24 protein-coding genes are annotated in these 24776 nt (G+C 71.5%); 13 read left to right on the forward strand and 11 right to left on the reverse strand.

Features of this window, described 5'->3' with window-relative positions; all coding sequences use genetic code 11:
• Positions 1-44 precede the first annotated feature (44 nt).
• From MBA17_RS42495 to MBA17_RS50780, 3 genes are read left to right on the forward strand one after another with little or no spacing between them, the layout of a single operon-like run.
• Positions 45-749, forward strand: coding sequence for a response regulator transcription factor (locus MBA17_RS42495; RefSeq protein WP_455432963.1), 705 nt, complete (start codon positions 45-47; stop codon positions 747-749).
• Positions 749-2146 carry a sensor histidine kinase gene (locus MBA17_RS42500; protein WP_238503608.1) on the forward strand — a complete coding sequence of 466 codons (1398 nt, stop codon included), beginning with the start codon at positions 749-751 and terminating at the stop codon, positions 2144-2146. The genes MBA17_RS42495 and MBA17_RS42500 overlap by 1 nt, the downstream gene beginning before the upstream one ends.
• A 37-nt stretch (positions 2147-2183) precedes the next feature.
• Positions 2184-3584 carry an ATP-binding protein gene (locus tag MBA17_RS50780; RefSeq protein ID WP_238503609.1) on the forward strand — a complete coding sequence of 467 codons (1401 nt, stop codon included), beginning with the start codon at positions 2184-2186 and terminating at the stop codon, positions 3582-3584.
• A 2-nt stretch (positions 3585-3586) separates the two neighbouring features.
• Here the strand turns inward: MBA17_RS50780 and MBA17_RS42510 are convergent, their stop codons facing one another.
• Complete coding sequence (locus MBA17_RS42510) at positions 3587-4039, reverse strand: MarR family winged helix-turn-helix transcriptional regulator (protein WP_238503611.1); 453 nt, start codon at positions 4037-4039, stop codon at positions 3587-3589.
• 76 nt (positions 4040-4115) lie between these two features.
• On the opposite strand from MBA17_RS42510, the gene MBA17_RS42515 reads away from it, so the two are divergent.
• Entirely contained in the window at positions 4116-4547 is a 432-nt protein-coding gene (locus tag MBA17_RS42515) for a DoxX family protein (RefSeq protein ID WP_238503613.1), read from the forward strand.
• Positions 4548-4614: 67 nt separating this feature from the next.
• Here the strand turns inward: MBA17_RS42515 and MBA17_RS42520 are convergent, their stop codons facing one another.
• Positions 4615-6138 carry an HlyD family efflux transporter periplasmic adaptor subunit gene (locus tag MBA17_RS42520; RefSeq protein WP_238503614.1) on the reverse strand — a complete coding sequence of 508 codons (1524 nt, stop codon included), beginning with the start codon at positions 6136-6138 and terminating at the stop codon, positions 4615-4617.
• Between the two features lie 133 nt (positions 6139-6271).
• Between MBA17_RS42520 and MBA17_RS42525 the strand changes: the two genes are divergently transcribed.
• From MBA17_RS42525 to MBA17_RS42560, 8 genes are read left to right on the forward strand one after another with little or no spacing between them, the layout of a single operon-like run.
• A complete protein-coding gene (locus MBA17_RS42525) occupies positions 6272-7354 on the forward strand; it encodes an efflux RND transporter periplasmic adaptor subunit (RefSeq protein WP_238503615.1) in 1083 nt (360 codons plus the stop codon).
• A complete protein-coding gene (locus MBA17_RS42530) occupies positions 7351-8100 on the forward strand; it encodes an ABC transporter ATP-binding protein (protein WP_238503616.1) in 750 nt (249 codons plus the stop codon). Before MBA17_RS42525 ends, MBA17_RS42530 begins: the two co-directional genes overlap by 4 nt.
• Complete coding sequence (locus MBA17_RS42535; RefSeq protein ID WP_238503617.1) at positions 8097-9353, forward strand: ABC transporter permease; 1257 nt, start codon at positions 8097-8099, stop codon at positions 9351-9353. Before MBA17_RS42530 ends, MBA17_RS42535 begins: the two co-directional genes overlap by 4 nt.
• Before the next feature lie 11 nt (positions 9354-9364).
• On the forward strand, positions 9365-9898 hold the full coding sequence (locus tag MBA17_RS42540; protein WP_238503618.1) for a hypothetical protein: 534 nt from the start codon (positions 9365-9367) through the stop codon (positions 9896-9898).
• On the forward strand, positions 9895-10587 hold the full coding sequence (locus MBA17_RS42545; protein ID WP_238503619.1) for a response regulator transcription factor: 693 nt from the start codon (positions 9895-9897) through the stop codon (positions 10585-10587). The genes MBA17_RS42540 and MBA17_RS42545 overlap by 4 nt, the downstream gene beginning before the upstream one ends.
• Positions 10562-12094 carry a sensor histidine kinase gene (locus MBA17_RS42550; protein WP_238503620.1) on the forward strand — a complete coding sequence of 511 codons (1533 nt, stop codon included), beginning with the start codon at positions 10562-10564 and terminating at the stop codon, positions 12092-12094. Before MBA17_RS42545 ends, MBA17_RS42550 begins: the two co-directional genes overlap by 26 nt.
• Entirely contained in the window at positions 12072-14240 is a 2169-nt protein-coding gene (locus tag MBA17_RS42555; RefSeq protein WP_238503621.1) for an ABC transporter, read from the forward strand. The genes MBA17_RS42550 and MBA17_RS42555 overlap by 23 nt, the downstream gene beginning before the upstream one ends.
• A complete protein-coding gene (locus MBA17_RS42560; protein WP_238503622.1) occupies positions 14237-16072 on the forward strand; it encodes a GTPase family protein in 1836 nt (611 codons plus the stop codon). The genes MBA17_RS42555 and MBA17_RS42560 overlap by 4 nt, the downstream gene beginning before the upstream one ends.
• A gap of 44 nt (positions 16073-16116) precedes the next feature.
• On the opposite strand, the gene MBA17_RS42565 is transcribed toward MBA17_RS42560, so the two are convergent.
• From MBA17_RS42565 to MBA17_RS42600, 8 genes are all read right to left on the reverse strand, one after another.
• On the reverse strand, positions 16117-16563 hold the full coding sequence (locus tag MBA17_RS42565) for a CBS domain-containing protein (protein ID WP_238503623.1): 447 nt from the start codon (positions 16561-16563) through the stop codon (positions 16117-16119).
• Between the two features lie 74 nt (positions 16564-16637).
• Positions 16638-17720 carry an SPFH domain-containing protein gene (locus tag MBA17_RS42570; RefSeq protein ID WP_238503624.1) on the reverse strand — a complete coding sequence of 361 codons (1083 nt, stop codon included), beginning with the start codon at positions 17718-17720 and terminating at the stop codon, positions 16638-16640.
• A 3-nt stretch (positions 17721-17723) separates the two neighbouring features.
• Positions 17724-18155: an NfeD family protein gene (locus MBA17_RS42575; RefSeq protein ID WP_238503625.1), complete on the reverse strand. Its 432-nt coding sequence runs from the start codon at positions 18153-18155 to the stop codon at positions 17724-17726.
• A 60-nt stretch (positions 18156-18215) separates the two neighbouring features.
• The gene (locus MBA17_RS42580; RefSeq protein ID WP_238503626.1) at positions 18216-19325 is read right to left on the reverse strand and encodes a L,D-transpeptidase; all 1110 of its coding nucleotides are present in this window, start codon (positions 19323-19325) and stop codon (positions 18216-18218) included.
• A gap of 102 nt (positions 19326-19427) precedes the next feature.
• Positions 19428-20528 (reverse strand): fumarylacetoacetase, encoded by a 1101-nt coding sequence (gene fahA, locus MBA17_RS42585; protein WP_238503627.1) that lies wholly within the window; start codon positions 20526-20528, stop codon positions 19428-19430.
• On the reverse strand, positions 20525-21286 hold the full coding sequence (locus tag MBA17_RS42590; protein WP_238503628.1) for a hypothetical protein: 762 nt from the start codon (positions 21284-21286) through the stop codon (positions 20525-20527). Before MBA17_RS42590 ends, fahA begins: the two co-directional genes overlap by 4 nt.
• Positions 21283-22455 (reverse strand): homogentisate 1,2-dioxygenase, encoded by a 1173-nt coding sequence (locus MBA17_RS42595; protein ID WP_238503629.1) that lies wholly within the window; start codon positions 22453-22455, stop codon positions 21283-21285. Before MBA17_RS42595 ends, MBA17_RS42590 begins: the two co-directional genes overlap by 4 nt.
• 80 nt (positions 22456-22535) lie before the next feature.
• Complete coding sequence (locus tag MBA17_RS42600) at positions 22536-23171, reverse strand: IclR family transcriptional regulator (RefSeq protein WP_238503630.1); 636 nt, start codon at positions 23169-23171, stop codon at positions 22536-22538.
• A gap of 77 nt (positions 23172-23248) precedes the next feature.
• Here MBA17_RS42600 and MBA17_RS42605 point away from each other — a divergent pair, with 77 nt between their 5' ends.
• Entirely contained in the window at positions 23249-24370 is a 1122-nt protein-coding gene (locus MBA17_RS42605; RefSeq protein WP_238503631.1) for an FAD-dependent oxidoreductase, read from the forward strand.
• A 72-nt stretch (positions 24371-24442) separates the two neighbouring features.
• On the opposite strand, the gene MBA17_RS42610 is transcribed toward MBA17_RS42605, so the two are convergent.
• Entirely contained in the window at positions 24443-24637 is a 195-nt protein-coding gene (locus tag MBA17_RS42610) for a DUF4236 domain-containing protein (protein WP_238503632.1), read from the reverse strand.
• Positions 24638-24776 lie beyond the last annotated feature (139 nt).

Here is a 24776-nt window from a genome sequence, read left to right on the forward strand (position 1 = left end):
TGGCTTTAACAGGATTCTCAGACGACCGGGCCAAGATGGAGACTGTGACCGATTCGCCAGAAGCCCGACTTCTGATCGTCGAGGACGAGCCCAACATCCTCGAACTGCTGGCCGCCAGCCTCCGGTTCGCCGGATTCGAGGTGGCCACGGCGAGCGCGGGGCTGGAGGCCGTCTCGGCGGTTCAGCGGCACCGCCCCGACCTGATCGTGCTCGACGTCATGCTGCCCGACATGGATGGCTTCGACGTGGTTCGCCGGCTGCGGGGCGGCGGTTCGCACACGCCGGTGGTCTTCCTCACCGCGCGTGACGGCATCGAGGACAAGATCCGCGGGCTCACCCTCGGCGGCGACGACTACGTGACCAAGCCGTTCAGCCTGGAGGAGGTCGTCGCCCGGATCCGGGCCGTGCTCCGCCGTACGAGCGGGGACGCGTCCGCGCCGCCGCCGCGCCTGACCTTCGCCGACATCGAGCTCGACGAGGAGAGCCACGAGGTGTGGCGGGAGGGCAGGCCGGTGCCGCTTTCGCCGACGGAGTTCAAGCTGCTGCACTACTTCATGGCCAACGCGGGGCGGGTGCTGTCGAAGGCGCAGATCCTCGACCACGTCTGGAACTACGATTTCAGGGGCGACGCCGCGATCGTCGAGTCCTACGTGTCGGTGCTCCGCCGTAAGGTCGACAACATCGAGCCGCGGCTCATCCACACCCTGCGGGGCGTCGGCTACGTCCTGCGCGTGCCCCCAGTGACCTGATGCCCGGCCGTACTCCTCTGCGGGTCAAGCTCATCGCGGCGACGCTGGCCCTGCTGGCGTTGGGGCTGGCGCTGATCGGGGTGGGCAGCGTGTCGGTGCTGCACGGCTATCTCATCGACCGGGTCGACGGCCAGCTCAGCATGATCAGCGGAGAGGTGGTGCGCCGGAGCCAGCGCGGGCCGAACGCGGTGGCGAACCTCCGGCTGCCGCCCGACGGCATCGTCCAGGTCCGTGCTCGCGGCGGGCACGTCCTGGTCACCCTGAGCGGCATGGACGCCGAGGGGATCCCCGGACCCGTCGTCCCGAACCGCTCGCCGGTCGGCCCGTTCACGGTCCCCGCGCAGTCGGGCGGCGGCGAGTGGCGGATCCGCGTGCTCACGGTCGGCGCCGGCAGCTACGTGGTGGCCACCGACCTGTCCGAGGTGGGGCAGATCACCAGCAGGCTCGCCCTCATCGAGCTGCTCGGCGGCGGCGCCGTGATGCTGATCCTGGCGGGCATCGGCATCGTGACGGTACGGCGGAGCCTGCGTCCCCTAGCCGAGATCGAGCACACGGCGGAGGCGATCGCCGCCGGCGACCTCGGCCGCCGGGTGCCCGGCATCGACCCCCGCACCGAGGTCGGCCGGCTGGCCCGTTCGCTGAACGGGATGCTCGCCCAGATCGAGGCCGCGTTCCAGGCCCGTTCCGAGTCGGAGGCGGCGGCCCGGCGTTCGGAGGAGAAGATGCGCCGCTTCGTCGCCGACGCCTCCCACGAACTGCGCACCCCGCTGACCTCCATCCGCGGGTTCGCCGAGTTCTACCGCCAGAACCCCGAGGGCGACCCGGCCGCGCTGCTCCGCCGCGTCGAGGACGAAGCCGCCCGGATGGGCCTGCTCGTCGACGACCTCCTCCTGCTGGCCCGTCTCGACCGCCAGCGGCCCATCGCCGCCGACCCCGTCGACCTGCTCGCCCTCGCCGCCGACGCGGTGCACGACGCCCGCATGCTCGCCCCCGACCGCACGGTGACGCTCACGATCGACGGCGCGGCGCTGATCGTCTCCGGCGACGAGGTACGGCTCCGCCAGGTGGTCGGCAACCTGATGGCCAACGCCCTCACCCACACCCCCGACGGCACCCCGGTCGCGGTCCGGGTCGGGGCCACGGGCGAGTCCGCCTTCCTGGAGGTCGCCGACGAGGGCCCCGGCCTCGCCCCCGACCAGCTCGACCGGGTCTTCGAGCGCTTCTACCGCGTCGACACCGCCCGCAGCCGCACCGCCACCAAGGACGGCGGCACCGGCCTCGGCCTCGCCATCGTGGCCGCCATCGTCGAATCCCACGGCGGACTCGTCTCGGTCGACTCCGACCTGGGCGCAGGCTCCGTCTTCCGCGTCGCCCTCCCCCTCGACACCACCGAATGATTTTCCTGCCCAGGATTATCTTCTGTAGGATTTTCCTGTGGAGTTTCTTAACAGGACCGACGAGCTGGGCATGCTCAACCGCCGTCTGACCGGAGACAAGGCCGAGTTGCTGGTGGTCTACGGGCGTCGGCGGGTGGGCAAGACCGAGCTGCTCGCCCATCTCGCCGCCGGGATGAGGTCCTTCTATTTCGAGGCGACGGACACCGTCGTGCAGCAGCAACTGCGTGACTTCACCGACGAGCTCGCCCGGGTGTGGGGGAACGACCTGCTGGCCGTACAGCCCCTGGGCAGCTGGGACGCGGCGCTCACCGCGGTTGCTCAGTTCGTGGGCGACGAGCGGACGCTGGTGGTGCTGGACGAGTTCCAGTTGCTGGCGACGCAGTCGCAGGAGTTGGAGACGACGCTCAGCCGCTGGTGGAGAACCACGGGACGGCATCTGCCGGTGGTCCTCGTCCTGGCCGGGAGCGAACTCTCCTTCTTCGAGGACGAGGTGCTCGCCGGGCAGCTCTACGGACGCCGGACCGGCCAGCTCAAGCTGGAGCCCTTTCTCGCGAAGGAAGCCGCGCTGTTTCATCCGGGCTATTCGGTCGAGGACCGCGTCCGGGTCTTCTCGATCTGCGGCGGTGTTCCGTACTATCTGGAACGTTTCTCCGACGACCGCCCGCTGTCCGAACACCTGTTGACCGAGGTCTTCGAGCGCACCGGGCTGCTGCACGACGAGGCGGAGTTGATGCTGCGGCAGTCGATTCCGGATCCGACCAGTCATATCGCGGTGTTGCGTTCGATCGCGCACGGACATAACCGCAACAACGACATCGCCTCGCGGACCGGGTTGACCCCTGCCAGCGTCACGAAGGTGCTCGGTTCGCTGGAGCGCCTCGGCCTGGTGGAACGACTGCGGCCCGCCACCGCGTCGCCGCGGGCGAAGAAGACGGCCTATGCGATCAGTGACCAGTTCCTCCGGTTCCACTACCGGTTCGTGGAGCCCGCCCGTTCACAGCTGAGGACCAGCGCACTGGCCGCCGCCTATCTCGACGAATCGGTGCTTCCGCAGCTCGACCAGCATGCCTCCTACGCATGGGAGGACATGTGCCGGCAGCATGTGCTGCATACGGTCCCCGGAGTCACCGCAGTCGGGCGATGGTGGGGGCAGGTCCCGGTCGGCAACGGCCCCAGGACGGAAGAGCGTGAGATCGACGTCGTGGGGGTGGACGGCAACCGGACCCCGCTGGTGATCGGGATGTGCAAGTGGACCGGCAGCGAGGTCGACTTCGACGAGCTGAATCTCCTGGATCGTCTTACCCCCTATGTCGAAGGGGCGACGGATGGCGTGGCGAGATACATCTTCTCGCGCAGCGGTTTCAGCGCGCGGCTGATGGCGTACGCGGCGACGGCGGACCGGTTGCGTCTCGTCACGCCGGCGGAGATCTACGCCTGAGCTCAGGTGGAGCGCATTGAGGCTTCGGCCTTCGACATGATCCGGGTCAGGGCGGTGAGGTCGTCCGGGGTGAGGTGGTCGATCAGGTTGGCGCGGACGACGGCGACGTGGCCGGGGGCGAGGTGTTCCAGGCAGCGCATGCCTTCGTCGGTCAGTTCGGCGAAGACGCCGCGGTCGTCGGAGGGGCAGTTGGTGCGGCGGACGAGGCCGCGCTCCTCCAGCCGGCTCACCTGGTAGGTGAGGGCGCTCTTGGAGACGATGACGTCGCGGGCCAGCTCGCTCATCCGCAGTCGCCGGTCGGCGGTGGCGGAGAGGCGGGCGAGCACCTCGTACTGCCCGTGAGTCAGCCCGGCGTCGGCTCTCAGTTGCTCCTCGACCCTTCGTTCCAGCAGGTGAGATGCATTGAGGAAGGCCTGCCAGGCGGCCATCTCGCCAGCGTTGAGCCAGTTCGTCACCCTTCAACCATAAAGGTTGTTTGAATTTGTACTAACGACTAGGGTGTCGTTGAAATTCGAACTAACAGGAGTTGTCATGATGGATCAGGCTAGGTCGGTCACGTTGCTGCTGGGCCGGGTGGCCATCGGGGTGATCTTCTTCGTGCACGGCTGGATGAAGTTCACGACCATGGGCATCTCGGGAACCACCTCCATGTTCGAATCGATTGGCGTGCCACTTGCGGGGATCGCGGCCCCGGCCGTCGCCGTACTGGAGGTCGTCGGCGGGGTCGCGCTCATTCTCGGCGCGGCGCTCCCGATCTTCGGCACCCTGCTCGCCCTCAACATGATCGGGGCCATCGTCTTCGTGCACGGTTCGGCCGGGTTCGCGGTCGACAAGGGCGGCTACGAGTTCGTCCTCGCTCTCGCCGCGGCCAGCCTGGTGATCGGTTTCAGCAACGGCGGAGCCCTCGCCGTCGACAGCCTCTGGCGCCGCCGTACCGCCGCGCCCGCCGCGCACGCGAGCTGAAGGATCCTCAGGGTCGCGGTTCCGTTGCCCGCGGTATCGCCTCCTTCTCGGCCTGCCGTGCCAGCCGTCAGAGGCCGGGGAAGGTCAGGTCGGGTGTGGTGGAGCCGGGGAGGAGCACCTGGGTGCCCTCCGTCAGGCCGTCGGTGATCTCGATGAACAGGTCGCCCCGGACGCCGGTGCCGACGGCACGCTCGGTGTCGCCGCCGTCCTCGCGCAGAGTGACGGTCGCGGAGCCGTCGGCCCCGGTCCGTACGGCACGGGCCGGAAGATAGACGGTGTCGTCCGACTTCTCGGTGGTCACCTCGACGATCGCGCTCTGGCCGATCAGGAGACCGGCGGGCGGCTTGTCGAGGGCGATCAGCACGGCGTACCTGACGAGGTCGCCGTCGGTCGTGGCGGTGGGGGCGATACGGGTGACCGTGCCCCGGTAGTCGGCGCCCTGGCGGGTGGCGAGGCCGACCTCGGCCGGTTGGCCGATCTTGAGACGGCTCACGTCGGTCTGCGAGAACATCGCCTCGACCTGGAGTTCGTCGAGGTCGCCGAGGGTGACGAAGGTGCCGGTGCCCGCCTGGGAACCCACGCCTCCCGCCACCGAGAGGACGGTGCCCGGGGCGGGGGCCTTGATCGTGACGCCCTTGAGCGCCGCCTCGGCGTCCTGGTAGGCCTTCTCGGCCTTCGCCAGGTCGGCCTCGGCCTGGGGGACCGACTTGGTCTGCTTCGCAGAGGTACGGCCGGTCTGCCGCTGCGTGGTCGGTCCCTGCCTGGCCTGCCGCTCGTTCCTGGGGGCGGCGGCGGTGCGGGTGGGCGTGGGCGTGGCGCAGGTGGCCGGGGTGGGCGTGACGGGAGCCGGGGTGGCGCTCGGTGGTGGCGTCTTCCTGGCGGTCGGGGTGGAGACCGGCGGCTCGGGGGCGGGGGAGAGCGGGTAGGCAGGGGTGCGCTGCGGTCCGGGTTCACCGGTGGGGTGCGGCGGCTCGACCGAGGCCGACGGGCCGGGCGTGGCCGTCGGATGGCGGTACGCGACCGGGGTGATCCGCGTCGCCGTACGAGCCTCTGCTCCACGAAGCGGTTGGGCGACAGGGGCGATCCGCGCCGCCGTACCCGGGGCCGCTGCGGCGCGGGGCTTGGTCCCCGAGGCCCTGGGACGTGGGGTGGGGCAGGTGGAACGTCCGGACGGGCCCGCGACGGCGGCGGGGCCGGGGTCGGGCGCGGGGGTCGCGGTCGGGGTGGCCCGCGCCTTGGTCAGGGAATCCTCGGCGGCGGCGAGCGCGGCCGCGGCGGCGCTGTGGTTCTCGCGGGCGAGGGTGTCGTCGATCCTGGCGAGCGGGTCACCGGCCTCGACCTCGTCACCCGGCGCGACATAGACCTTCCGCACCGCTCCCGTCGCGGCGAAGGCGAGCTCCCTGGTGTCGGCGGCGACGGCCGAACCGGCGGCGGACACCGTGGCGGCGACCGTGCCCCGCTTGGCGGCCACCAGTTGGGCCCGCCCGGGGGACGCCGGCGAGCCGGTCTCCACCAGGAACAGCGCGCTCGCGCCCGCCACGGCCAGGGCGGCGACGCTCAGAACCGCCGCGCGCAGGACTCCCGATCTCATGCCCGACATCCTCCGGCGCGGAGGTCAGCACCGCCTCAGGCTGAGCTGAGAGTTTGCTGAGGGTGACGGCTGTCAGGAAACGCTCAGCCTGGTCTGAGGCGGCGTCAAGCAGAGAGGGCCACAGTGATGGACTGTGAACTTGTCGTTGCGGCGCAGAGCGCTGATCGTGAACGGCGCTCTGGCCGTTCTGCTGGTGGGCGGGGTCGGAGCCGCCTACGCCTCGCTCAACACGAGCGTCCGGTCGGAGACCGCTCCGGCCACCAGCACGGTGACCAGGGGCATGGTGTCGGCCTCCGTGTCGGCCTCCGGGGCCGTCACCAGTGCCAGGACCAGGTCGCTGAGCTTCACGGGGAGCGGCACGGTCGCCTCCGTCAAGGTCGAGCCCGGTGACCGGGTGAAGAAGGGGCAGGTGCTGGCCAAACTGGACGACACCGACGCCAGGGAGGCCCTCGAAGCCGCCCAGGCGAGCCTGAACGCCGCCGCGGACGGCGACACCTCGACCGCCTCCGGCTACGCCCAGTACGTCAGCGCGCTCAACGCCCGCAAGCAGGCCCAGCGAGCGCTCGCCGGCACCGTGTTGAAGGCCCCCTTCGCCGGCACCGTCACGGCCCTCAACGGTACGGCGGGCGGCCCGGCCGCAGGGACCGCGGGCAGCGGCACCGACGACACCGGCTCCACCGGGTTCGTCGAGATCGCCGACATCACCAGGCTCCAGATCGTCGGCGACTTCACCGAGTCCGACGTGACCAAGGTCAAGTCGGGCCAGGCGGCCACCGTCACCTTCGATGCGATGCCCGGCACGACCGCCACCGGCAAGGTCACCCGGATCGACCCCGTGGCCAAGACCACCGAGAACGTCGTCCAGTATCCCGTCACGATCAAGATGACCGGCGTGCCGAAGAGCGTCCGCCTCGGCCAGACCGCGAGCGTCCAGGTCATCACCGGCGAGGTCACCGACGTGCTGACGGTCCCCACCAGCGCGATCCGTACGGCGGGCGGCCGGCCCACCGTGCTCGTCCTCGCCAAAGGCGGCGCCCAGGTCCCCACGGTCGTCGAGATCGGCCTCAAGGGCGACCTGACGACCGAGATCAAGTCCGGCCTGAAGGACGGCGACCAGGTCGTACGGCAGGGCACCCCCGCCACCACCGGCCAGCAGGGCGGGTTCCCGGGCGGCGGCCTGGGCACCCGCATCGGCGGCGGCGGAGGCGGCCGATGAGCGGGCGGCCGGAAGACGTCCCGCCGGTCCTGGACGTGCGCGCGGTGACCAAGGCGTACGGCCGGGGAGACGCCCTGGTGCGGGCGTTGCGCGGAGTGTCGCTCACCGTGGACCGGGGCGACTACGTCGCCGTCATGGGCGCGTCGGGCTCGGGCAAGTCGACGCTGATGAACATCCTCGGCTGTCTCGACGTCCCCTCCACCGGCCGCTACCTGGTGGACGGCACCGACGCGGGCGCCCTCGACGAACGGCAGCTCTCGATCCTGCGCAACCGGAAGATCGGCTTCGTCTTCCAGTCGTTCAACCTCATCCCCAGGATGACCGCGCTGGCGAACGTCGAACTGCCCCTGGCGTACGGCGGGCTGAAGGCGGGCGAGCGCCGGCGGCGGGCGCTGGCGGCCCTGTCCCTGGTGGGGCTCGCGGACCGCACCCGGCATGAGCCCAACGAGTTGTCCGGCGGCCAGCAGCAGCGGGTCGCGATCGCCAGAGCCCTGGTCACCGCGCCCGCCCTGCTGCTCGCCGACGAGCCGACCGGCAACCTCGACTCCGCGTCCACCCGTGACGTGCTGAACATCCTGGACCAGCTCAGCATGGCCGGCCGGACGATCGTGATGATCACCCATGAGGACGACGTGGCGGGACACGCCAAACGGATCCTGCGGCTGGTCGACGGCCAGGTCGTCGAGGATCGCCGGCGGTCGCCCGTGGCGGGCCCGCCGCCGAAGCTCGCGGGGGTGACGGCGTGAACGCGCTGGAGGTGCTGCGCTTCGCCGTACGGGGACTGGCGGCGAACAAGATGCGCAGCGGGCTCACCACGCTGGGCATCCTGATCGGGGTGGCGGCGGTGATCCTGCTGGTCGCGGTGGGTGAGGGATCGTCCCAGGCGATCACCCAGAACATCCAGCGGCTGGGCGCCAACACGCTGACCATCTCCTCGAACACGATGGGTGGCGGCGGTGGCGGCGGTGGCGTGCGCATGGCCGCGCCGCAGCAGGACTCCGGGCCGCGTACCCAGGCGAAGGGCCTGACCGTCGCGGACGCGCGGGCGCTGGCCGACAAGACGGGCGCGCCGTCGGTGCGGACCGTGTCCCCGGTGGTCGCCGCGCAGTCGCAGGCTGCGGTCTACGAAGGGGCCGGCCACACGATCCAGCAGCTCATCGGCACCTACCCGGCCTACTTCGACGCCTCGAACAAGCCGGTCGCCAGCGGCTCCTACTTCACCAACGACGACGTGCTCGCGGCCCGCAAGGTCGTGGTGATCGGCCGGACCGTGGCGGAGAACCTGTTCGGCACGCTCGACCCGATCGGCAAGCGGATCACCATCGGGGGCGTGCCGTTCACCGTGGCCGGGGTGCTCAAGGAGGCGGGCTCCGCCGGGTTCCAGGACGCGGATGACGTGGCCATCGCGCCGCTGCCCGCCGTACAGCAGAGTTTGACCGGGTTCGGGCCGCTCGGGCAGGTCATCGTGCAGGCGACCTCGGCGGAGACCGTGGACGCGGCGGAGAGCGAGGTCACCTCGATCCTGAACGCGCGGCACGGCATCTCGGGTATGGCCGCCGCCGACTACCGGGTGTTCAACCAGGCGGCCCTGCAGGAGACGGTGAGTGCGGCGATGGGCACGTTCACGGTGCTGCTGGGCGCGGTGGCGGCGATCAGCCTGCTGGTGGGCGGGATCGGGATCACCAACATCATGCTGGTCACCGTCACGGAGCGGACCAGGGAGATCGGCATCCGCAAGGCCGTCGGCGCGCCCCGGGGGGCGATCCTCGGCCAGTTCCTCGCGGAGGCGACGATGCTCAGCCTGGTCGGCGGCCTGCTCGGGGTGGCCGTCGGGGTGCTCGGCAGTCAGTTCACGATCGCCGGGGTGCAACCGGTGCTCGTGCCGGGCTCGATCGTGCTCGCCCTCGGCGTGTCGGTCGCGATCGGGTTGTTCTTCGGCGGCTATCCCGCCGGCCGGGCCGCCAAGCTGCGGCCGATCGAGGCACTGAGGCACGAGTGAGCAGGAGCGACATGAGCAAGCCGGACACGGACATCCTCGCCTCCTCGCCGTTCGACGGCGACCTCGACGAGGAACTCGCGGCACGGCCGGAGCGCAGGCCCATCTCGAAGCTGACGCTCGGGCTGGCGGCCGGGTTACTCCTGATCGCCGGCGCGCTGGGCGGCATTCAGGCGCAGAAGCTGTGGGGGAGCGACGTCGCCGGTCCGGGGCTGATGGTGCAGCCGGCCGGGGAGAACCAGCGTCCGGGCCAGGCCGGGACGCAGGGCCGGTCGTCCACGGGCAGGCCCGGTGCGACGGGCGGCCTGACCACCGGTACCGTCAAACGAGTGGCGGGTAAGAAGATCTACCTTGAGACGATGGACGGCACGGCCGTGACCGTGACCACCAACGGGCAGACCAGGATCCAGGTGACCGAGCAGGGCAAGGTGGCCGACCTGAAGCCGGGCAGCACCGTGCTGGTGCAGGGCGAGAAGGGCGGCGACGGCACCGTGGCCGCGACCATGGTCAGCCAGGGAGGCGGATTCGGCGTCCGAGGAGGCCGATGAGATCACCCGAGGCCCGGCTGCTGATCGTCGACGACGAGCCCAACATCCGCGAACTGCTGTCGGCCAGCCTCCGCTACGCCGGGTTCGAGGTGCTGGCCGCGGCGGACGGGCAGGAGGCGGTCCAGGTCGCCGAGCGGGTACGGCCTGACCTGGTCGTGCTGGACGTGATGCTCCCCGACCTCGACGGTTTCACGGTCGCCGAGCAGCTCCGGGCGTCCGGGCGGCGGCTGCCCGTGGTGTTCCTGACCGCGCGTGACGGCGTCGACGACAAGGTCGCCGGGCTCGGGCTCGGCGACGACTACGTGACCAAGCCGTTCAGCTTGGAAGAGGTGCTGGCCAGGATCAGGGCCGTGCTCCGCCGTACCCGCGGCGACCTGGAGTCGCCCACCCGCCTGCAGGTGGCCGACCTGATGCTGGACGAGGAGGCGCACGAGGTCTGGCGGGACGGCCGGATCGTGCGGCTGTCGCCGACCGAGTTCAAGCTGCTGCACTATTTCATGACCAACTCCGGCCGGGTGCTCTCCAAGACCCAGATCCTGGACCACGTGTGGAACTACGACTTCGGCGGCGACGCGGGAGTGGTCGAGTCCTATGTCTCCTACCTCCGGCGCAAGATCGACAACGTCGAGCCCCGGCTGATCCACACCTTGCGGGGCGTGGGATATGTCCTCCGTGCGCCTCGTCGATGAGCTGAAACGGCGGCTGGCCCGCACCCCGCTGTGGCTGCGGCTGGTGGCGGCGACGACGCTGCTGGTGACCCTGGCGATCACGCTCACCGGCCTGTTCGCCGTCCAGCTCCTGCGCGAGTATCTGGTGGACCGGGTGGACCAGCAGCTCACCGCCGCCAGCAAGCCCGCCCGTCCCGAACCCGACGACGTGACCGTCGAAGAGCGCGCGCTGCGCCCCCAGCGCCTGTTCGGCCTGTTCCACCTGGTGATCCTGGACCGGCACGGCACGCTGGTGCGTACCGTCGCGGAGTCCACCGAAGGCGGCATGCCCGACCTCCCGCACCTCACGACCATCGACGTGGCCCTGCGCGGCGGCCGCCCGTTCACCGTGCCCTCCGTCGTCTCCGGCGAAGCCCGGTGGCGGGTGATCGCCGTCCCCGGCCGGGGCGGGCAGAGCCGCGTGGTCGCGGTCAGCCTCCGCGACATCGAGGGGACCGTCTCCCGCCTCGGCGTCATCGTGGCCGGCGTGGGCGGCGCCGTGCTGGTCACCCTCGCCCTCGCCTGCCACTGGCTGGTACGGCGCAGCCTCCGCCCGCTCGGCGAGATCGAGCGAACCGCCCAGGCCATCGCCGAAGGAGACCTGTCGAGCCGGGTCCCGCTGCGGCACCGCCGTACCGAGATGGGGCGGCTGGGCAGGGCGATCAACGGGATGCTCGCCCAGATCGAGAAGGCGTTCACGGACAGGTCGCGATCCGAGGGCGTGGCCAGGCAGTCGGCGCTGACCGCGCGCAGCTCGGAGGAGCGGATGCGCCGCTTCGTCGCCGACGCCTCCCACGAGCTGCGCACCCCGCTCACCTCGATCAGGGGCTTCGCCGAGCTCTACCGGCAGGCGGGCGTGCAGGACGCGGAGGAGGCCGGCCGGGTGCTGCGCAGGATCGAGGGCGAGGCGGCGCGGATGGGCGTGCTCGTCGACGACCTCCTCCTGCTCGCCCGGCTCGACCAGCAACGCCCCCTCGACCGCTTCCCGGTCGACCTGCTGAGCCTGGCCGCCGGCGCGGTGCTCGACGCCCAGACCTTCGCCCCCGACCGCACGATCGACCTCCAGCGGCTGGACGACGCGGACGGGCCGGTGACGGTCGACGGTGACGAGGCGAAACTGAGACAGGTGCTCGGCAACCTCGTCGGCAACGCGCTCAGGCACACGCCGGAAGGCACTCCCGTCGTGGTCGGCGTGGCCGTCGAGGAGGGTCAGGCGGTGGTCGAGATCGCCGACCAGGGACCAGGACTGCGACCCGGCGAGATCGAGCGCGTCTTCGAGCGCTTCTACCGTGCGGACCCCTCGCGCCGCCGTACCGACGGGAGCGGCAGCGGCCTCGGCCTGTCCATCGCCGCCGCCCTGGTCCACGCGCACGGCGGCACCATCTCGGTCGACAGCACCCACGGCGCGGGAGCCGTCTTTCGCTTCACGCTGCCTAGCACTCCTTTGATGGGGAATGATCGGTCTTATGACGGGGGAGGGACTGCTTGAGACGGTCGAGGCGCTGAGACGGTGTCTCGACGGTGAGCTGCTCCCGCTCGCGATCGACGACGTCGCCGCGGATCGCGGGGCGCTCGCCGAGCTGACCGGGCAGCTCGACGACTATCTGCTGCCCAGGCTGCGCGCCGTCGACGCCCCGCTGCTCGCGGTGGTCGGCGGTTCGACCGGGGCGGGGAAGTCCACGCTGGTCAACTCCATCGCCGGCACCGACGTCACCGAGCCGGGCGTGCTGCGGCCCACCACGCTCGTGCCGACCCTGGTCACCGGCCCCGCCGACGCCGAATGGTTCACCGGCCAGAACGTGCTCCCGGGACTCCCCCGGGTGACCGGCGGCGGCAGCGCCGAACCCGGCACCCTCCGCGTGGTCACCACCCCGGCGCTACCCGGCGGGCTGGCCCTGCTCGACGCTCCCGACATCGACTCGGTGGTCACCGCCAACCGCGAGCTGGCCGCGCAGCTGCTCGCGGCGGCCGATCTGTGGCTCTTCGTCACCACCGCCGCCCGCTACGCCGACGAGGTGCCCTGGAGCTTCCTCCGCGTGGCCAGGGAACGCAGCACCGCGCTGGCCATCATTCTCGACCGGGTGCCCCCGGAGGGCACCGACGTGGTGGCCGCGGACCTCACCCGGCTGCTGGCGGCGAACGGGCTGGCGGGCGCCCGGCTGTTCGCCGTCCCGGAGGTCGCGCTGCCCGAGGAGAACGCCAGGCTGCCCGCCGAGGCCGTACGGTCGATCTCCGACTGGCTCGCCGGCATCGCCGCCGACGCCCAGGCCCGTGCCGCGGTCGTCAGGCAGACCCTCTCCGGGGCGCTGGCCAGCCTCGCCACCCGCGTCCCCGCGCTCGCCGACGCGGTGGAGCGCCAGCAGTCCGCCGCCCTCGTGCTGGAGGAGGCGGTGGGAGGCGCCTACGAGAGCGGGATGGCCCACTTCGACGAGGGCATGAGCGACGGGTCGTTGCTGCGCGGCGAGGTGCTCGCCCGATGGCAGGACTTCATCGGCACCGGCGACCTCATGCGCGGCCTGGAGACCCGCGTCGGCCGGCTGCGGGACCGCGTGGTGTCGCTGTTCACCGGGCGTCCCGTGCCGGCCAGGGAACTGCGGGTCGCGCTGGAGAGCGGGGTCGGCGCGCTCATCCGCGCCGCCGCCGACTCCGCCGCCGAGCGCGCCCTCGAATCCTGGTCCGGTGTCCCCGCCGGACGTGACCTGCTCGAACGCGCCGGCGTCCGCACCACCGGCCGCCTCGCCCGCGCCGGAGCCGACCTGCCCGCCCGCTCCGAGGCCGCCATCCGCGACTGGCAGGCGTTCGTCCTCGATCTCGTCCGCCAGGAGGGCGCCGACCGGCGGACCACCGCGAGGGTCGCCTCCTTCGGCGTCAACGGTGTGGGGCTGCTGCTGATGCTCGCCGTCTTCGCCTCCACCGGCGGCCTGACCGGGATCGAGGTCGGCATCGCCGGCGGGACCAGCGTGCTCAGCCAGAAGGTCCTCGAAGCCGTCTTCGGCGACCAGGCCGTACGCACCCTCACCGCCAAGGCCCGCGAAGACCTCCGCCACCGCGTCCGCGACCTGCTCACCGAGGAGTCCACCCGCTTCACCGCCCTCCTCGCCCCGCGAACCCCGCCCGCCGACACCCCGCAGGCCCTCCGCACCCTGGCGACCGCCATCACCACGAACACCCCTCCCGGCCACCCCCGCACGGGCGCCTTCGAGCGCGACCGCCCAGAGTCCGACACTTCCGGCGGCGACCGTCCGGGGATCGGCGCCTTCGAGCGCGACCGTCCGGAACCCGGTGCCGCCGGTGATGATCGTCCAGGGGCAGGTGCCTTCGAGCGCGACCGTCCGGAACCCGGTGCCGCCGGCGGTGACCGTCCAGGAGCAGGTGCTTTCGAGCGCGATCGTCCGGAACCCGGTACGGCCGGCGGTGACCGTCCGGGAAGGCGTGACCGTCCGGAGTCCGACGCCTCAGGCGGCGACCGTCCGGGAGCGGGTGCCTTCGAGCGTGACCGTCCGGGTGCAGGTGTTCTCGGGCGCGACGATCCGCAGGCCGGTGGTTCCGAGGGCGGACGTCGTGATTCTCGTACCGTCGGTGGTGACAGGCCCGAGCCTGGTGATCCGGATCCAAGGGGCGGTGGCGGGAAGTGAAGGTGTTCCGGCGGAAGTCGGCGGTCTCGCTCGACGACCGGCTCACAGGTCTCGGCGAGGCGGTCGAGGCGGCCGAAGGGCGTCTTCCGGACGACGTGGTCGAGCAGGCGCGCGCCGTGATCGAACGGGCGGGTGTACGGCGGAGCCTGTCGGTCGACCACACCGTCGTCGCGCTGGCGGGGGCGACGGGCAGCGGCAAGTCCTCCCTCTTCAACCTGCTCTCCGGCACCCTCCTCGCCGAGGTGGGCGTCACCCGCCCCACCACCTCCACCGCCCAGGCCGCCACCTGGAACGGCGCGGGCACCGCCCCCCTCCTCGACTGGCTCCAGATCCCGCACCGCCACGAACTGACCCCCGGCCCTTCGCCCGCCGCCCTGTCGGACGCCGATTCGGACGCCCCGCCCTCGGACGTCACCCCGGCGGACGCCGCCCTGTCAGATGCCCCCGCTTCGGGCTTCACACGGTCGGACGTCGCCTCGGTGTCGCCCGCTGACGCGCCTCCGCCGGTCGCCGAACCCGTCTCCCCTCGCGGCCCCTCCGCCACCGCACCGGGAGCCTCCACGCAGACGACCCCAGATCCCGACTTTTCCGGACTGGTGCTGCTCGACCTGCCCGATCACGACTCGATCCGGCTGAGCCACCGGCTGGAGGTCGATCGCCTGGTGACGATGGTCGACCTGCTGGTCTGGGTGGTGGACCCGCAGAAGTACGCCGACGCGCTCCTCCACGAGCGCTACCTTCGTCCCCTGGCCCGCCACCGTGACGTCATGGTGATCGTCCTCAACCAGATCGACCGGCTCACCCCTTCGGCCGCCGAGCGTTGCCTCACCGACCTGCGCCGTCTCCTCGCGGAGGACGAACTCTCCGGCGTCCCGGTGATCGGCGTCTCGACGCGCACCGGCGCGGGCGTCCCCGAGCTGCGGGCGACGCTCGTCGAGCGCGTGTCGAAACGGCGCTCGTGGACGGCGAGGCTGGCCGCCGACGCGGAGACCGCCGCGGACTCGCTGGTCAAGGCGTCCCACGGCGCGCCGGCCGAGGCCGAGGTCCCGCCGGAACGCCTGCAGCGGCCGCTGACGGCGGCCCTGGCCGAGGCGGCCGGGGTGCCGCTGGTCGTGGCGGCGGTGGCGAAGGCGCACCGGCACCGTTCGGTGGTCGCCACGGGCTGGCCGGTGACCAGGTGGCTGCGCAGGTTCAGGCCCGACCCGCTGCGCAGGCTGCGCCTGGGCGGCATCCCGGAAACGGAACCGGAAGCCGTCGGCCGTACGTCGATCCCGGCGGCCTCCGGGGTCCAGCGCTCCCGGGTGGACACCGCGATCAGAGACCTCGCCCAGTCCGCCTCGGCCGGCCTGCCGGACGTCTGGGCGGCAGCCGTACGGCAGGCGGCCCGCTCACACGCCGGCGACCTGCCCGACCGGCTGGACCGCACAGTGGCGGCGACCTCGTACGGCGCGGCCAGGCGTCCCAGGTGGTGGCGGGCGGTCGGCCTGTTGCAGTGGCTGGTCTTCGCGCTGATGGTGGCGGGCGCGCTCTGGCTGGCGGGACTGTTCGCCCTCGACTATCTCCGGTTGCCCGAACTGCCGTCACCCACGTTGGGCGAGGTGCCGTGGCCCACCGTGTCACTGGTCGGCGGCGCGCTGGTCGGGTTGGTGATCGCCCTGCTCTCCCGGGGGGTCGCCTGGCTCGGCGGCCGGCGGCGGGCGCGCAAGACCGCGAAGTCACTACACGCAGAAGTCGGCCAGGTCGGCAGGGAACTGGTGGTGGCCCCGGTGGAGGCCGAACTCGACCGCTATCGCCGTTTCACCGAGGCCGTCGCCCTCGCCCGCCGGGAGTAGCCCGTCGACGACGGCCACGCCGCGCAACGGTGGGCGCCGGCGGGTCAGGCGGCGTTGAGGAGGCGGCGGAGGAGGCCGGACGCCGTGATGGCGCCGAGGTAGTCGGTGCCGTCCATGACCGCGACGAGCGGGGTGTGGGACTGGGTCATCAGGGCGGCGATCTCCAGGGCGGTCGCGTCGGGATCCACGATGGCCGGCTTGAGCTTCTCATCGGGAAGCACGTCCCGCACTCGCTTGCCGGCGAGCGTGGTGCACATCCGGTCGGCGTGCCGCTCGTCGACGACCCTGGCCAGGGCGGGATCCGACTGGACGTACTGGGGGACCGCGATCCGGAGGAACTGGGAGCCCGGGAGCACGGCTTGGGGGCGGCCGTCGGCGTCCACCACTATCAAGCCGACCAGCCGCTGCTCGGCCAGGAGCCGAGCAGCGTCGAGAGCGTCCGAATCGATTTCGACGGTGGGATACGGCTCCACCAGATCAGCTGCTTGCACGGAGCGAACGTAACACGAAGGGCCGTCGCCTCTGCCATGGCCGTGTCAGGAGGCGCGCTTTGCCGACCGAGTGATCAGTGGTGATGCGGTTCGCGCTTCTCCTGGAGGTCGGCCAGGGGGTCGGGGGTGAGCGGGCCGGCGTCGAGCTGGCGCGGGCCGCCGCGGTGCTCGGGCTCGGTGGCGTCGGCGACGGCCTCCTCCGCGGCCCGCGCGGCCTGGGCGGCCTCCTGGGCGGCGGCCTCGGCGGCGGAGTCGGCGGTGACCTCGCGGGTCGCGGCGGACTTGGGCAGGGACTCGGTGAAGGCGCGGGAGACGCCGGTGAGGGCGGCGGTCACCTCGCTGGGGATGACGAAGAAGGTGTTGTTCTCGCCCTGGGCGAGCTGCGGGAGGACCTGGAGGTACTGGTAGGCCAGCAGCTTGGGGTCGGGGTCGTTGCGGTGGACCGCCTGGAAGACCTGGTCGATGGCCTGGGACTCGCCCTCGGCGCGCAGGATGGCCGAGGTGCGGTCGCCCTCGGCGCGCAGGATGTTGCTCTGCTTCTCGCCCTCGGCGGTGAGGATCTGCGACTGCCGGTGGCCCTCGGCGTTGAGAATCGCGGCGCGCTTGTCACGCTCGGCGCGCATCTGCTTCTCCATCGCGTCCTTGATGGTCTTCGGCGGGTCGATGGCCTTGACCTCGACCCGGTTGACCCGGATGCCCCACTTGCCGGTCGCGTCGTCGAGGACGCCGCGGAGCTGGCTGTTGATGGTGTCGCGGGAGGTGAGGGTCTTCTCCAGGTCCATGGAACCGATGACGTTACGCATGGTCGTCACGGTGAGCTGCTCTATGGCCTGGATGTAGTTCGCGATCTCGTAGGCCGCCGCCCTGGGGTCGGTGACCTGGAAGTAGAGGACCGTGTCGATCTCGACGACCAGGTTGTCCTCGGTGATGACGGGCTGGGGGCGGAAGGTCACCACCTGCTCGCGCAGGTCGATCATCGGATAGACGCGGTCGATGTAGGGGATCACGAAGTTGAGGCCGGGTTGCAGCGTGCGGTGGTAACGGCCGAGGCGCTCGACGTTCCGCGCCCGCGCCTGCGGCACGATCCGCACCGAGCGCAGGACGGTGAGCACGGCGAAGAACACGACTACGAGGCCGGCTATGAGCAGGGCGTCCATACATCACTCCCGCGGATAAACGAGGGCGGTCGCGCCCTCGATCTTGATCACGTCTACGGTGGAGCCTTCCGGGATGACGAGCGTCTCGTCGAAAGCCCTGGCCGTCCAGTCCTCGCCGCCGATGCGGACCAGGCCGTCCCTGCCGCTGACCTCGTGCACCACGTAGGCGGTCTTGCCGACGAGCGCCTGCACACCGAAGCGCTGCGCGGGGACCTGTTTGAGATGGCGGGCGGCGATCGGCCGGATCAGCACCAGCCCGGCCGCCGAGGCGATGGTGAAGACGAGTAGTTGGAGCGGCACGGGCAGCCCCAGCGCCGCGACCATCGAGGTGAGCAGCGCCGCGCCGCCCAGCAACCCGAGGGCGGCCGTCAGGGTGAAGATCTCCGCCACGCCCAGCACTACCGCCAGGACCAACCAGATGACCCAGTCGTCCATGCTTCGGCCCTCCTGCTGTATACAACGGGCCAGATGGTGCGATCGTTCCCAACATATGCCCTACAGCAGGGAGAGCGCGCTACCCGAGAGCCACTCCTTCCAGGACAGTTGCCAGTACCCCCAGCCGTTGTCCCAGCCGAGTTCGCGGTCGGTGCCTGTGATGATCACCGGGTCGCCGCGCAGCGAGTGGGCGTAGAACCAGGCGGCCTGTCCGGGGGCGGCGTTGATGCAGCCGTGGCTGGTGTTGGCCACGCCCTGCGCCCACAGATTGTCCATGGCGTGGACGTACTCCCCGCTGTTGGAGATGCGCACCGCGTGATCGACCCGCAGGTCGTAGTAGCCGGGATCGCCCACGCTCCGGCCGGGGGAGACCATCCGGACCGGGTTGTCCCGCTCCATGGTCAGGTGGATGCCGCTGGTCGTGGTGTATTCGTAGGTGCTGCCGTTGCCCGCGCTGATCGCCATCCGCTGGACGACCTCGCCCGAGCGCCTGACCACCATCTGCTTGGCCGTCGTGTCGATCGTGCTGAGCTGCCTGCGCCCGACCGTGAAACCGGTCGAGTGGTCGGCCGTGCCGTACGTGTCCTTGCCGATGCGGACCCCGGTGAGGTGGGCGGTGAGGGTCACGTGGCGGCCGGCGGGCCAGAAACGGCGGGGGCGGTAGATCACCTGGTTCTCGCTCACCCAGCGCCAGGCGCCCTCGACGTCGTCGCCCGCGTCGACCCGCAGCGCGTGCTCGACGGGGGCGCGGCGGCTCACCGGGGCGTCGAAGGTGACGATGATCGGCATGCCGACCCCGACCGTCTCGCCGGGGCGTGGCGAGACGGCGGCCACCCTGACGGTGCGCTTGGCGGCGAAGGTGTGGATACGGGCGGTGGTGGTGACGGGAGTGCCGTCGGCGGTCGCGGCGGCGGCCACGTCGTACGCGCGGCCCGGGGCGAGCGGCCAGGAGGAGCGCCACCGGGTGCGGCCCACGTCGAACGTGCCGGGGACGGGCCTGCCCGCGACGGTGGTCGTCACCGCACCGAGCGTCGTGCCGGTCGCGGTGACGACGAGGTGCTGGTCGGGGCGGACCGGGCCGGAGCCCGGCGGCGGCGAGATCGTCAGGACCGGCGCGACACGCTCGGGGCCGGCGGGCGAGCAGCCCGCGGCCAGGAGGAGAACGATCACAAGACAAGCCGCGGCGCGCCGCATCTCACTCCTGTCCCATCGAGTGTCCCGTCGAGTCCGTGGAGATCCTCAATGGTAGCGAAGAGTGTCCATAAGAGTGCGCTAGGTGATCGATCGTGCGGGGAGGATCGTGCCGGTCACCTCGCCCAGGGAGATCCGGTTCCCGTCGGTTCCGGGGGCCGAGGCGCTGATCGTGACGGTGTCGCCGTCCTCGAGGAACGTCCGCGTGTCGCCGTTGGCGAGCTTGACCGGCTCGGCTCCGTTCCAGGACAGCTCGATGAGCGACCCCTGCCGGCCGTTCTCCGCGCCCGAGACGGTCCCGCTGGCGAACAGGTCGCCGGTGCGCAGCGAGGCGCCGTTCACGGTGAGGTGGGCGAGCATCTGGTCCGGCGTCCAGTACATCTCCCGGTACGGCGGGCGCGAGACGATCTCCCCGTTCAACTCCACCGCCAGCTCAAGATCGAGCCCCCACGGCCCACCTGACCTGCGTAGATAGTCGAGCGGCCGAGGATCTTGGGCCCGGCCGTCGACCCTGGCGGCGGACAGCGCGGCGAGCGGCGTGACCCACGGCGAGATCGAGGTGGCGAACGACTTGCCGAGGAACGGCCCGAGCGGCACGTACTCCCACGCCTGGATGTCGCGCGCGCTCCAGTCGTTGACCAGCGTGACGCCGAAGACATGGTCCTCGAACGCGCCCGACCCCGGCACCCCGACCACGAACCCCAGCTCCGCCTCGATGTCGAGCCGCACCGAGGGCCCGAAGACGCCGGCCCCCCGTTGCCCGTTCGGCCGGCTGATCGGCGTGCCGGACACCACGATGGTGCCTGACCTGCCGTGGTAGCCGACGGGCAGATGCCGCCAGTTGGGCTTCAGCGGCTCCTCGTCGGGCCGGAACATCCGCCCGAGGTTCGTGGCGTGCTCCAGCGAGCAGTAGAAGTCGACGTAGTCGGCCACCTCGAACGGCAGGTGCAGAGTGACCTGGCCGAGCGGGATCGGGTCCGCGTCCCACTCGTGGTCCTGCAGCCGCCGCCGGGTCTCCCGCCACGCAACCGGGCCCAGCGCCATGAAGGGGTTGAGGCTCGGCGCGGCGAACACCTCGTCCCCGAGGGCGGCGGCGAGGTCGAGGACGTGGTTCCCGATTCGCACCCCCACGCGCGGGGCCTGCCCGGTGGTGGAGAAGACGCCGTAGGGCAGGTGGTTCATGCTCTCGCTCCGACGGGTTCGATCAAGCCGAGTGCGGTCAGGTCGTCGAGCGGCGCCGACGTGCTGCACGAGCCGTAGGAGATCAGCGAGGCCCTGGCCCGTCGCGCGGTGTCCACCGGCACGGCACCGGTCAGCCCCACCAACTCGTGCGGGTCGCACACTTCGAGGAGCGGCACCGGGTCGCGGTCGTCCACGGCGGCGCAGACGGCGAGCAGCAGGTTGAGGAAGCCGTGCAGGTAGACGCCGAAGCTCGGGTCCGGATGGCGGACGGCGTGGTGCAGCCCGGCGGTGGCCTTGAACGGGATGGCGTGGTGGGTGCAGAAACGGATGAACGCCCCCAGTTCGTGGGTGGTGGGGAACGCCGAAGGGGTCTGGCCGCCGCAGCGGACCTTCAGGCCGATCCCCGGCTCCACGTGCACGGGCAGCGCGGCGGGCGAGACCTCGACGAAGACCCTCGCGGTGGCGGGCGCCCACGAGGCCGCGGGCTCCGGCACGTGCTTGACCTCGACGAACTCCACGTCGAGCCCGTCGAGGTCGGGCGGCGAGTGGGTGTCGACGATCAGGCCCAGGCGCAGCGGCCCCGGTGCGTGGCGGCGCAGGTCGTCGAGCCGGCTGGTGGGGCACAGGAAGCGGTGGCTGAGCACGTCGCTGCCGATCCGCCGGTCGATGGCGTGCCGGGCCAGCGCGTCACCCATGGTCAGCGAGGTCGGCGGGAACAGGCCGGCGTCGTCGACGAGGTTGACGAAGAGCGGGTTCATCGGGCCCACGTCCAGGCGTAGGAGGGGTCCTCGCAGCCGAGGGCGCCCTCGCCGAGATCGAGCGGGCGGAAGGTGTCGACCATCACCGCCAGTTCGCTGGTCTCGGTGAGGCCGTTCCGGACCGCGTCGATCACCGCCTCGACCGAGCCGGGCTGCGGGCCGTGGGTGAACCCGGCCGGATGCAGCGAGACCGAGCCCACGTCGATGCCGGAGCCCTTGCGCGCGCCGTAGTCGCCGCCCGCGTAGAACATGAACTCGTCGGAGTCGACGTTGTGGTGGTTGTAGGGGATCGGCACCGCGTCGGGGTGGAAGTCGAGCGGACGCGGGCAGAAGGAGCAGATCACGAAGCCGGGACCCTCGAAGGTCTGGTGGACGGGCGGCGGCGCGTGGGTGCGCTTCACGATCGGCTCGAAGTCGGCGATGTTGAAGGCGTAGGGGTAGAGGTGGCCGTCCCAGCCGACCACGTCGAACGGGTGGTTGCGGTAGGTGAGCCGGGTGAGCCCGCCCCGGGTGCGGACCAGCACGGGGACGTCCTCGCCCGCCTCGATCAGCGGTTCGGCGGGCGCGCGCAGGTCACGCTCGCAGTACGGCGCGTGCTCCAGGAACTGGCCGTGTCGCGAGAGGTAGCGCTTCGGCGGGCGGATGTGCCCGGCGGCGGCGATGACGAGCGCGGTGACCGGCCCGCGCGGCACCCAGCGGTGGATCGTGCCGGTCGGGATGACCACGTAGTCGCCCTCGCCGACGTCCAGCGCGCCGTACGTGGACTCGAACCTCGCCTGGCCGCTCGCGAGGTAGACGCACTCGTCGCCCATCGAGTTGCGGTACAGCTCGCCCGCACGGGTCGCCGCCGCGTACAGGATGCGCACGTCGCCGTTGCCCGCGAGCAGTCTCCTGCCCGTGACCAGGTCGCCGCCGGCGGGGAGTTCGCCGGTCCTGAAGTGGCGGGGGGAGAGCGGGTGGTTCGGCGCGAGCACGGTGGACTCTTCGGCCTCCGTGACCGCCTCCGACTTCACGATCGCGGTCGGCAGGTGCCGGTGGTAGAGCAGCGAGGAGTCGGCGGAGAAGCCCTCCTCGCCCATCAGCTCCTCCGAATAGAGGGCGCCGTCCGGTTGCCTGAACTGAATGTGGCGTTTGCGGGGTACCTCGCCCACAACGCGGTAGAACGGCATTCCTTCGCCCCCTTGGGCGTCCGTTTATCGGACACAGATGTCCTCTATACGTACGACAATCCGGGATATGTCAGAGGATGTCAACCCAGTGCGATCGACAACTCCCGTGCGGTCGCGACGACCTGTGGGCCGACCTCCGCGGGGTCCAGCGCGCCGAAGGTGACGACCCCGACGGACGCCTCCAGCCCGGGCAGTCCGGCCAGTGGCGCGGCGATCCCACGCGCCCCCTCCTGCAACTGCCCCTCCGTGACCAGATAACCGGTTTCGCCCCGCCGCAGCCCCAGGATCGCCAGGCCCGCCGCCCCCTGCCCGAGCGAGTGCCGCGCCCCCTCCCGATACGCCACGTGGAGATGCGTCCACGACGGTTCCACCACCGCCATCGCCAGCCCCTCGTCGCCCTCCGCGACGGTCAGGTGCGCGGTCGCGCCCACCTGCTCGGCCAGCCTGCGCAGCGCGGGCAGCGCCACCGCCCTGAGCAGCGGATGCACGGCCTGCGCCAGCGAGAGCACGCCGAATCCGAGATTCACCCGCCCGTCGCCGCTCCTGCGGACGAATCCCTCCTCCTGCAACGTGGTGAGCAGCCGGTAGACCACCGGACGGCTCAGGCCGAGCTCTCCCGCCAGCTCGGTGGGCGTGCGCCCGCCGTGCCCGTCGGCGAGCAGTCGCAACAGGCGCAGCCCGCGCTCCAGGGTCTGAGAGGACTCCGCGGCCATCATGGCCACGATTATCGCGGGGCTTGCGGGAAGCCCAGGTGGTGGGACACGGTGGAGATCGACTTGAGGGGGACGTGAGCATGAAGTCGGCCGTCGTCGTGGGAGCGGGCATCTGGGGAGCGTCGCTTGCGCTCAGGCTGGCGGAGACCGGCTGGCGGGTGACGCTCGTCGAGCAGTACCAGCCGGGGCATCTGCGGCAGGCCAGCGCCGGGGAGACGCGGTTGCTGCGGTGCGCGCACGGCACCGACGAGTGGTACGCCCAGCTGGCGTGGCGGGCCAGGGGTCTGTGGCGGGCGCTCGGCGAGCGGGCGGGCGAGGAGTTGTACGGCGAGTCGGGGGCGGTGTGGTTCGCGCGGCGTCCCGACGGGTGGGAACGGCAGAGCGCCCAGGTCCTGAAAAATCTGGATATCCCGCATGACATCTGGGAGCCGGAGCGCGCCGGACGGTTGTTTCCCGACTTCCGCGGCGACGACCTCGCGTTCGCGCTCTGGGAGCCGCGCGCCGGGGTGCTGCGGGCCCGCCGTGCCGTCCAGGTCACCGCCGGTCTCGCCGTCGACGCGGGGGTCCGCCTGGTCTTCGGCCGTGCCGTGCCGTACGGCGGGGCGGTGAAGGTGGGCGGTGAGCTGCTGGGCGCGGACCGGGTGGTGTGGGCATGCGGGGCGTGGTTGCCCCGGCTGTTCCCCGAGTGCACGGGGGTGACGGTGACCCGGCAGGACACGTTGCACTTCGCCGTCCCCGGGGAGTGGAGCACGCCGCCGTTGCCCGCCTGGGTCGACTACGACGGGTCCGCCTACGGCCACGGCGACCTCGGCGGGGCCGGGATGAAGGTGACCTCCGACGAGGAGGGCCCGCCGTACGATCCGGAGGAGGGGGAGCGGCGGGTGGCGCCGCGCAGTGAGGACGCCGCGCGGGCCTATCTGCGACGCAGGTTCCCCGTACTGGCGGACGCGCGGGTGCTGCTGGCCCAGGTGTGCCAGTACGCGCTGACGCCCGACGCCGAGTGGATCATCGCGGAGGAGCGGGAGAACGTCTGGGTGCTCGGCGGCGACTCCGGGCACGGGTTCAAGCACGCGCCCGCCCTCGCGGAGTACGTCGCGGACCTCCTCGACGGCGCGGCCGAACCCGACCGGAGATTCGCGCTCGGACCCCGCGAGCCCTCCCGCGGCCTGCGCACCAGCGGCGACACCGATCTCCCCGGCTGACGGGTACGGCTGACGAGCACGACTGACGGGTACGGCCCGCCGGCCGTACCCGTGCGTTCCGTCGGGGGCGCCTCAGCCGCGTGAGCGGCTACGGAGGGTCTTGCGCCAGTGCAGGCCGCCGGGCAGGTTGATCGACAACGTCCGCCGGCCGTCCGCCGTACGGGTGACGCGGAACGCCCGGTTGCCCCAGCTGTGTCCCACGCCGCCGCGGGACAGGTTCAGCCGGAACGGGCCCAGCTTGATCGACTTGCGGTAGCTCCAGCCCATCGGATTCCTCCCAGGGAAACAGCGAGAGCCATCAGCTACCCCAAATACCGCGATATATCGGATTCAGTAATGCCGATGATTACAGAGATGGCGCCACATGGTCAGAAGGTCTGGTATGACATGGACCTGATCGCTAAGG

It is taken from the genome of Dolomitihabitans soli (assembly GCF_022213955.1).
In the GTDB taxonomy this organism is placed as follows: domain Bacteria; phylum Actinomycetota; class Actinomycetes; order Streptosporangiales; family Streptosporangiaceae; genus Streptosporangium_A; species Streptosporangium_A soli.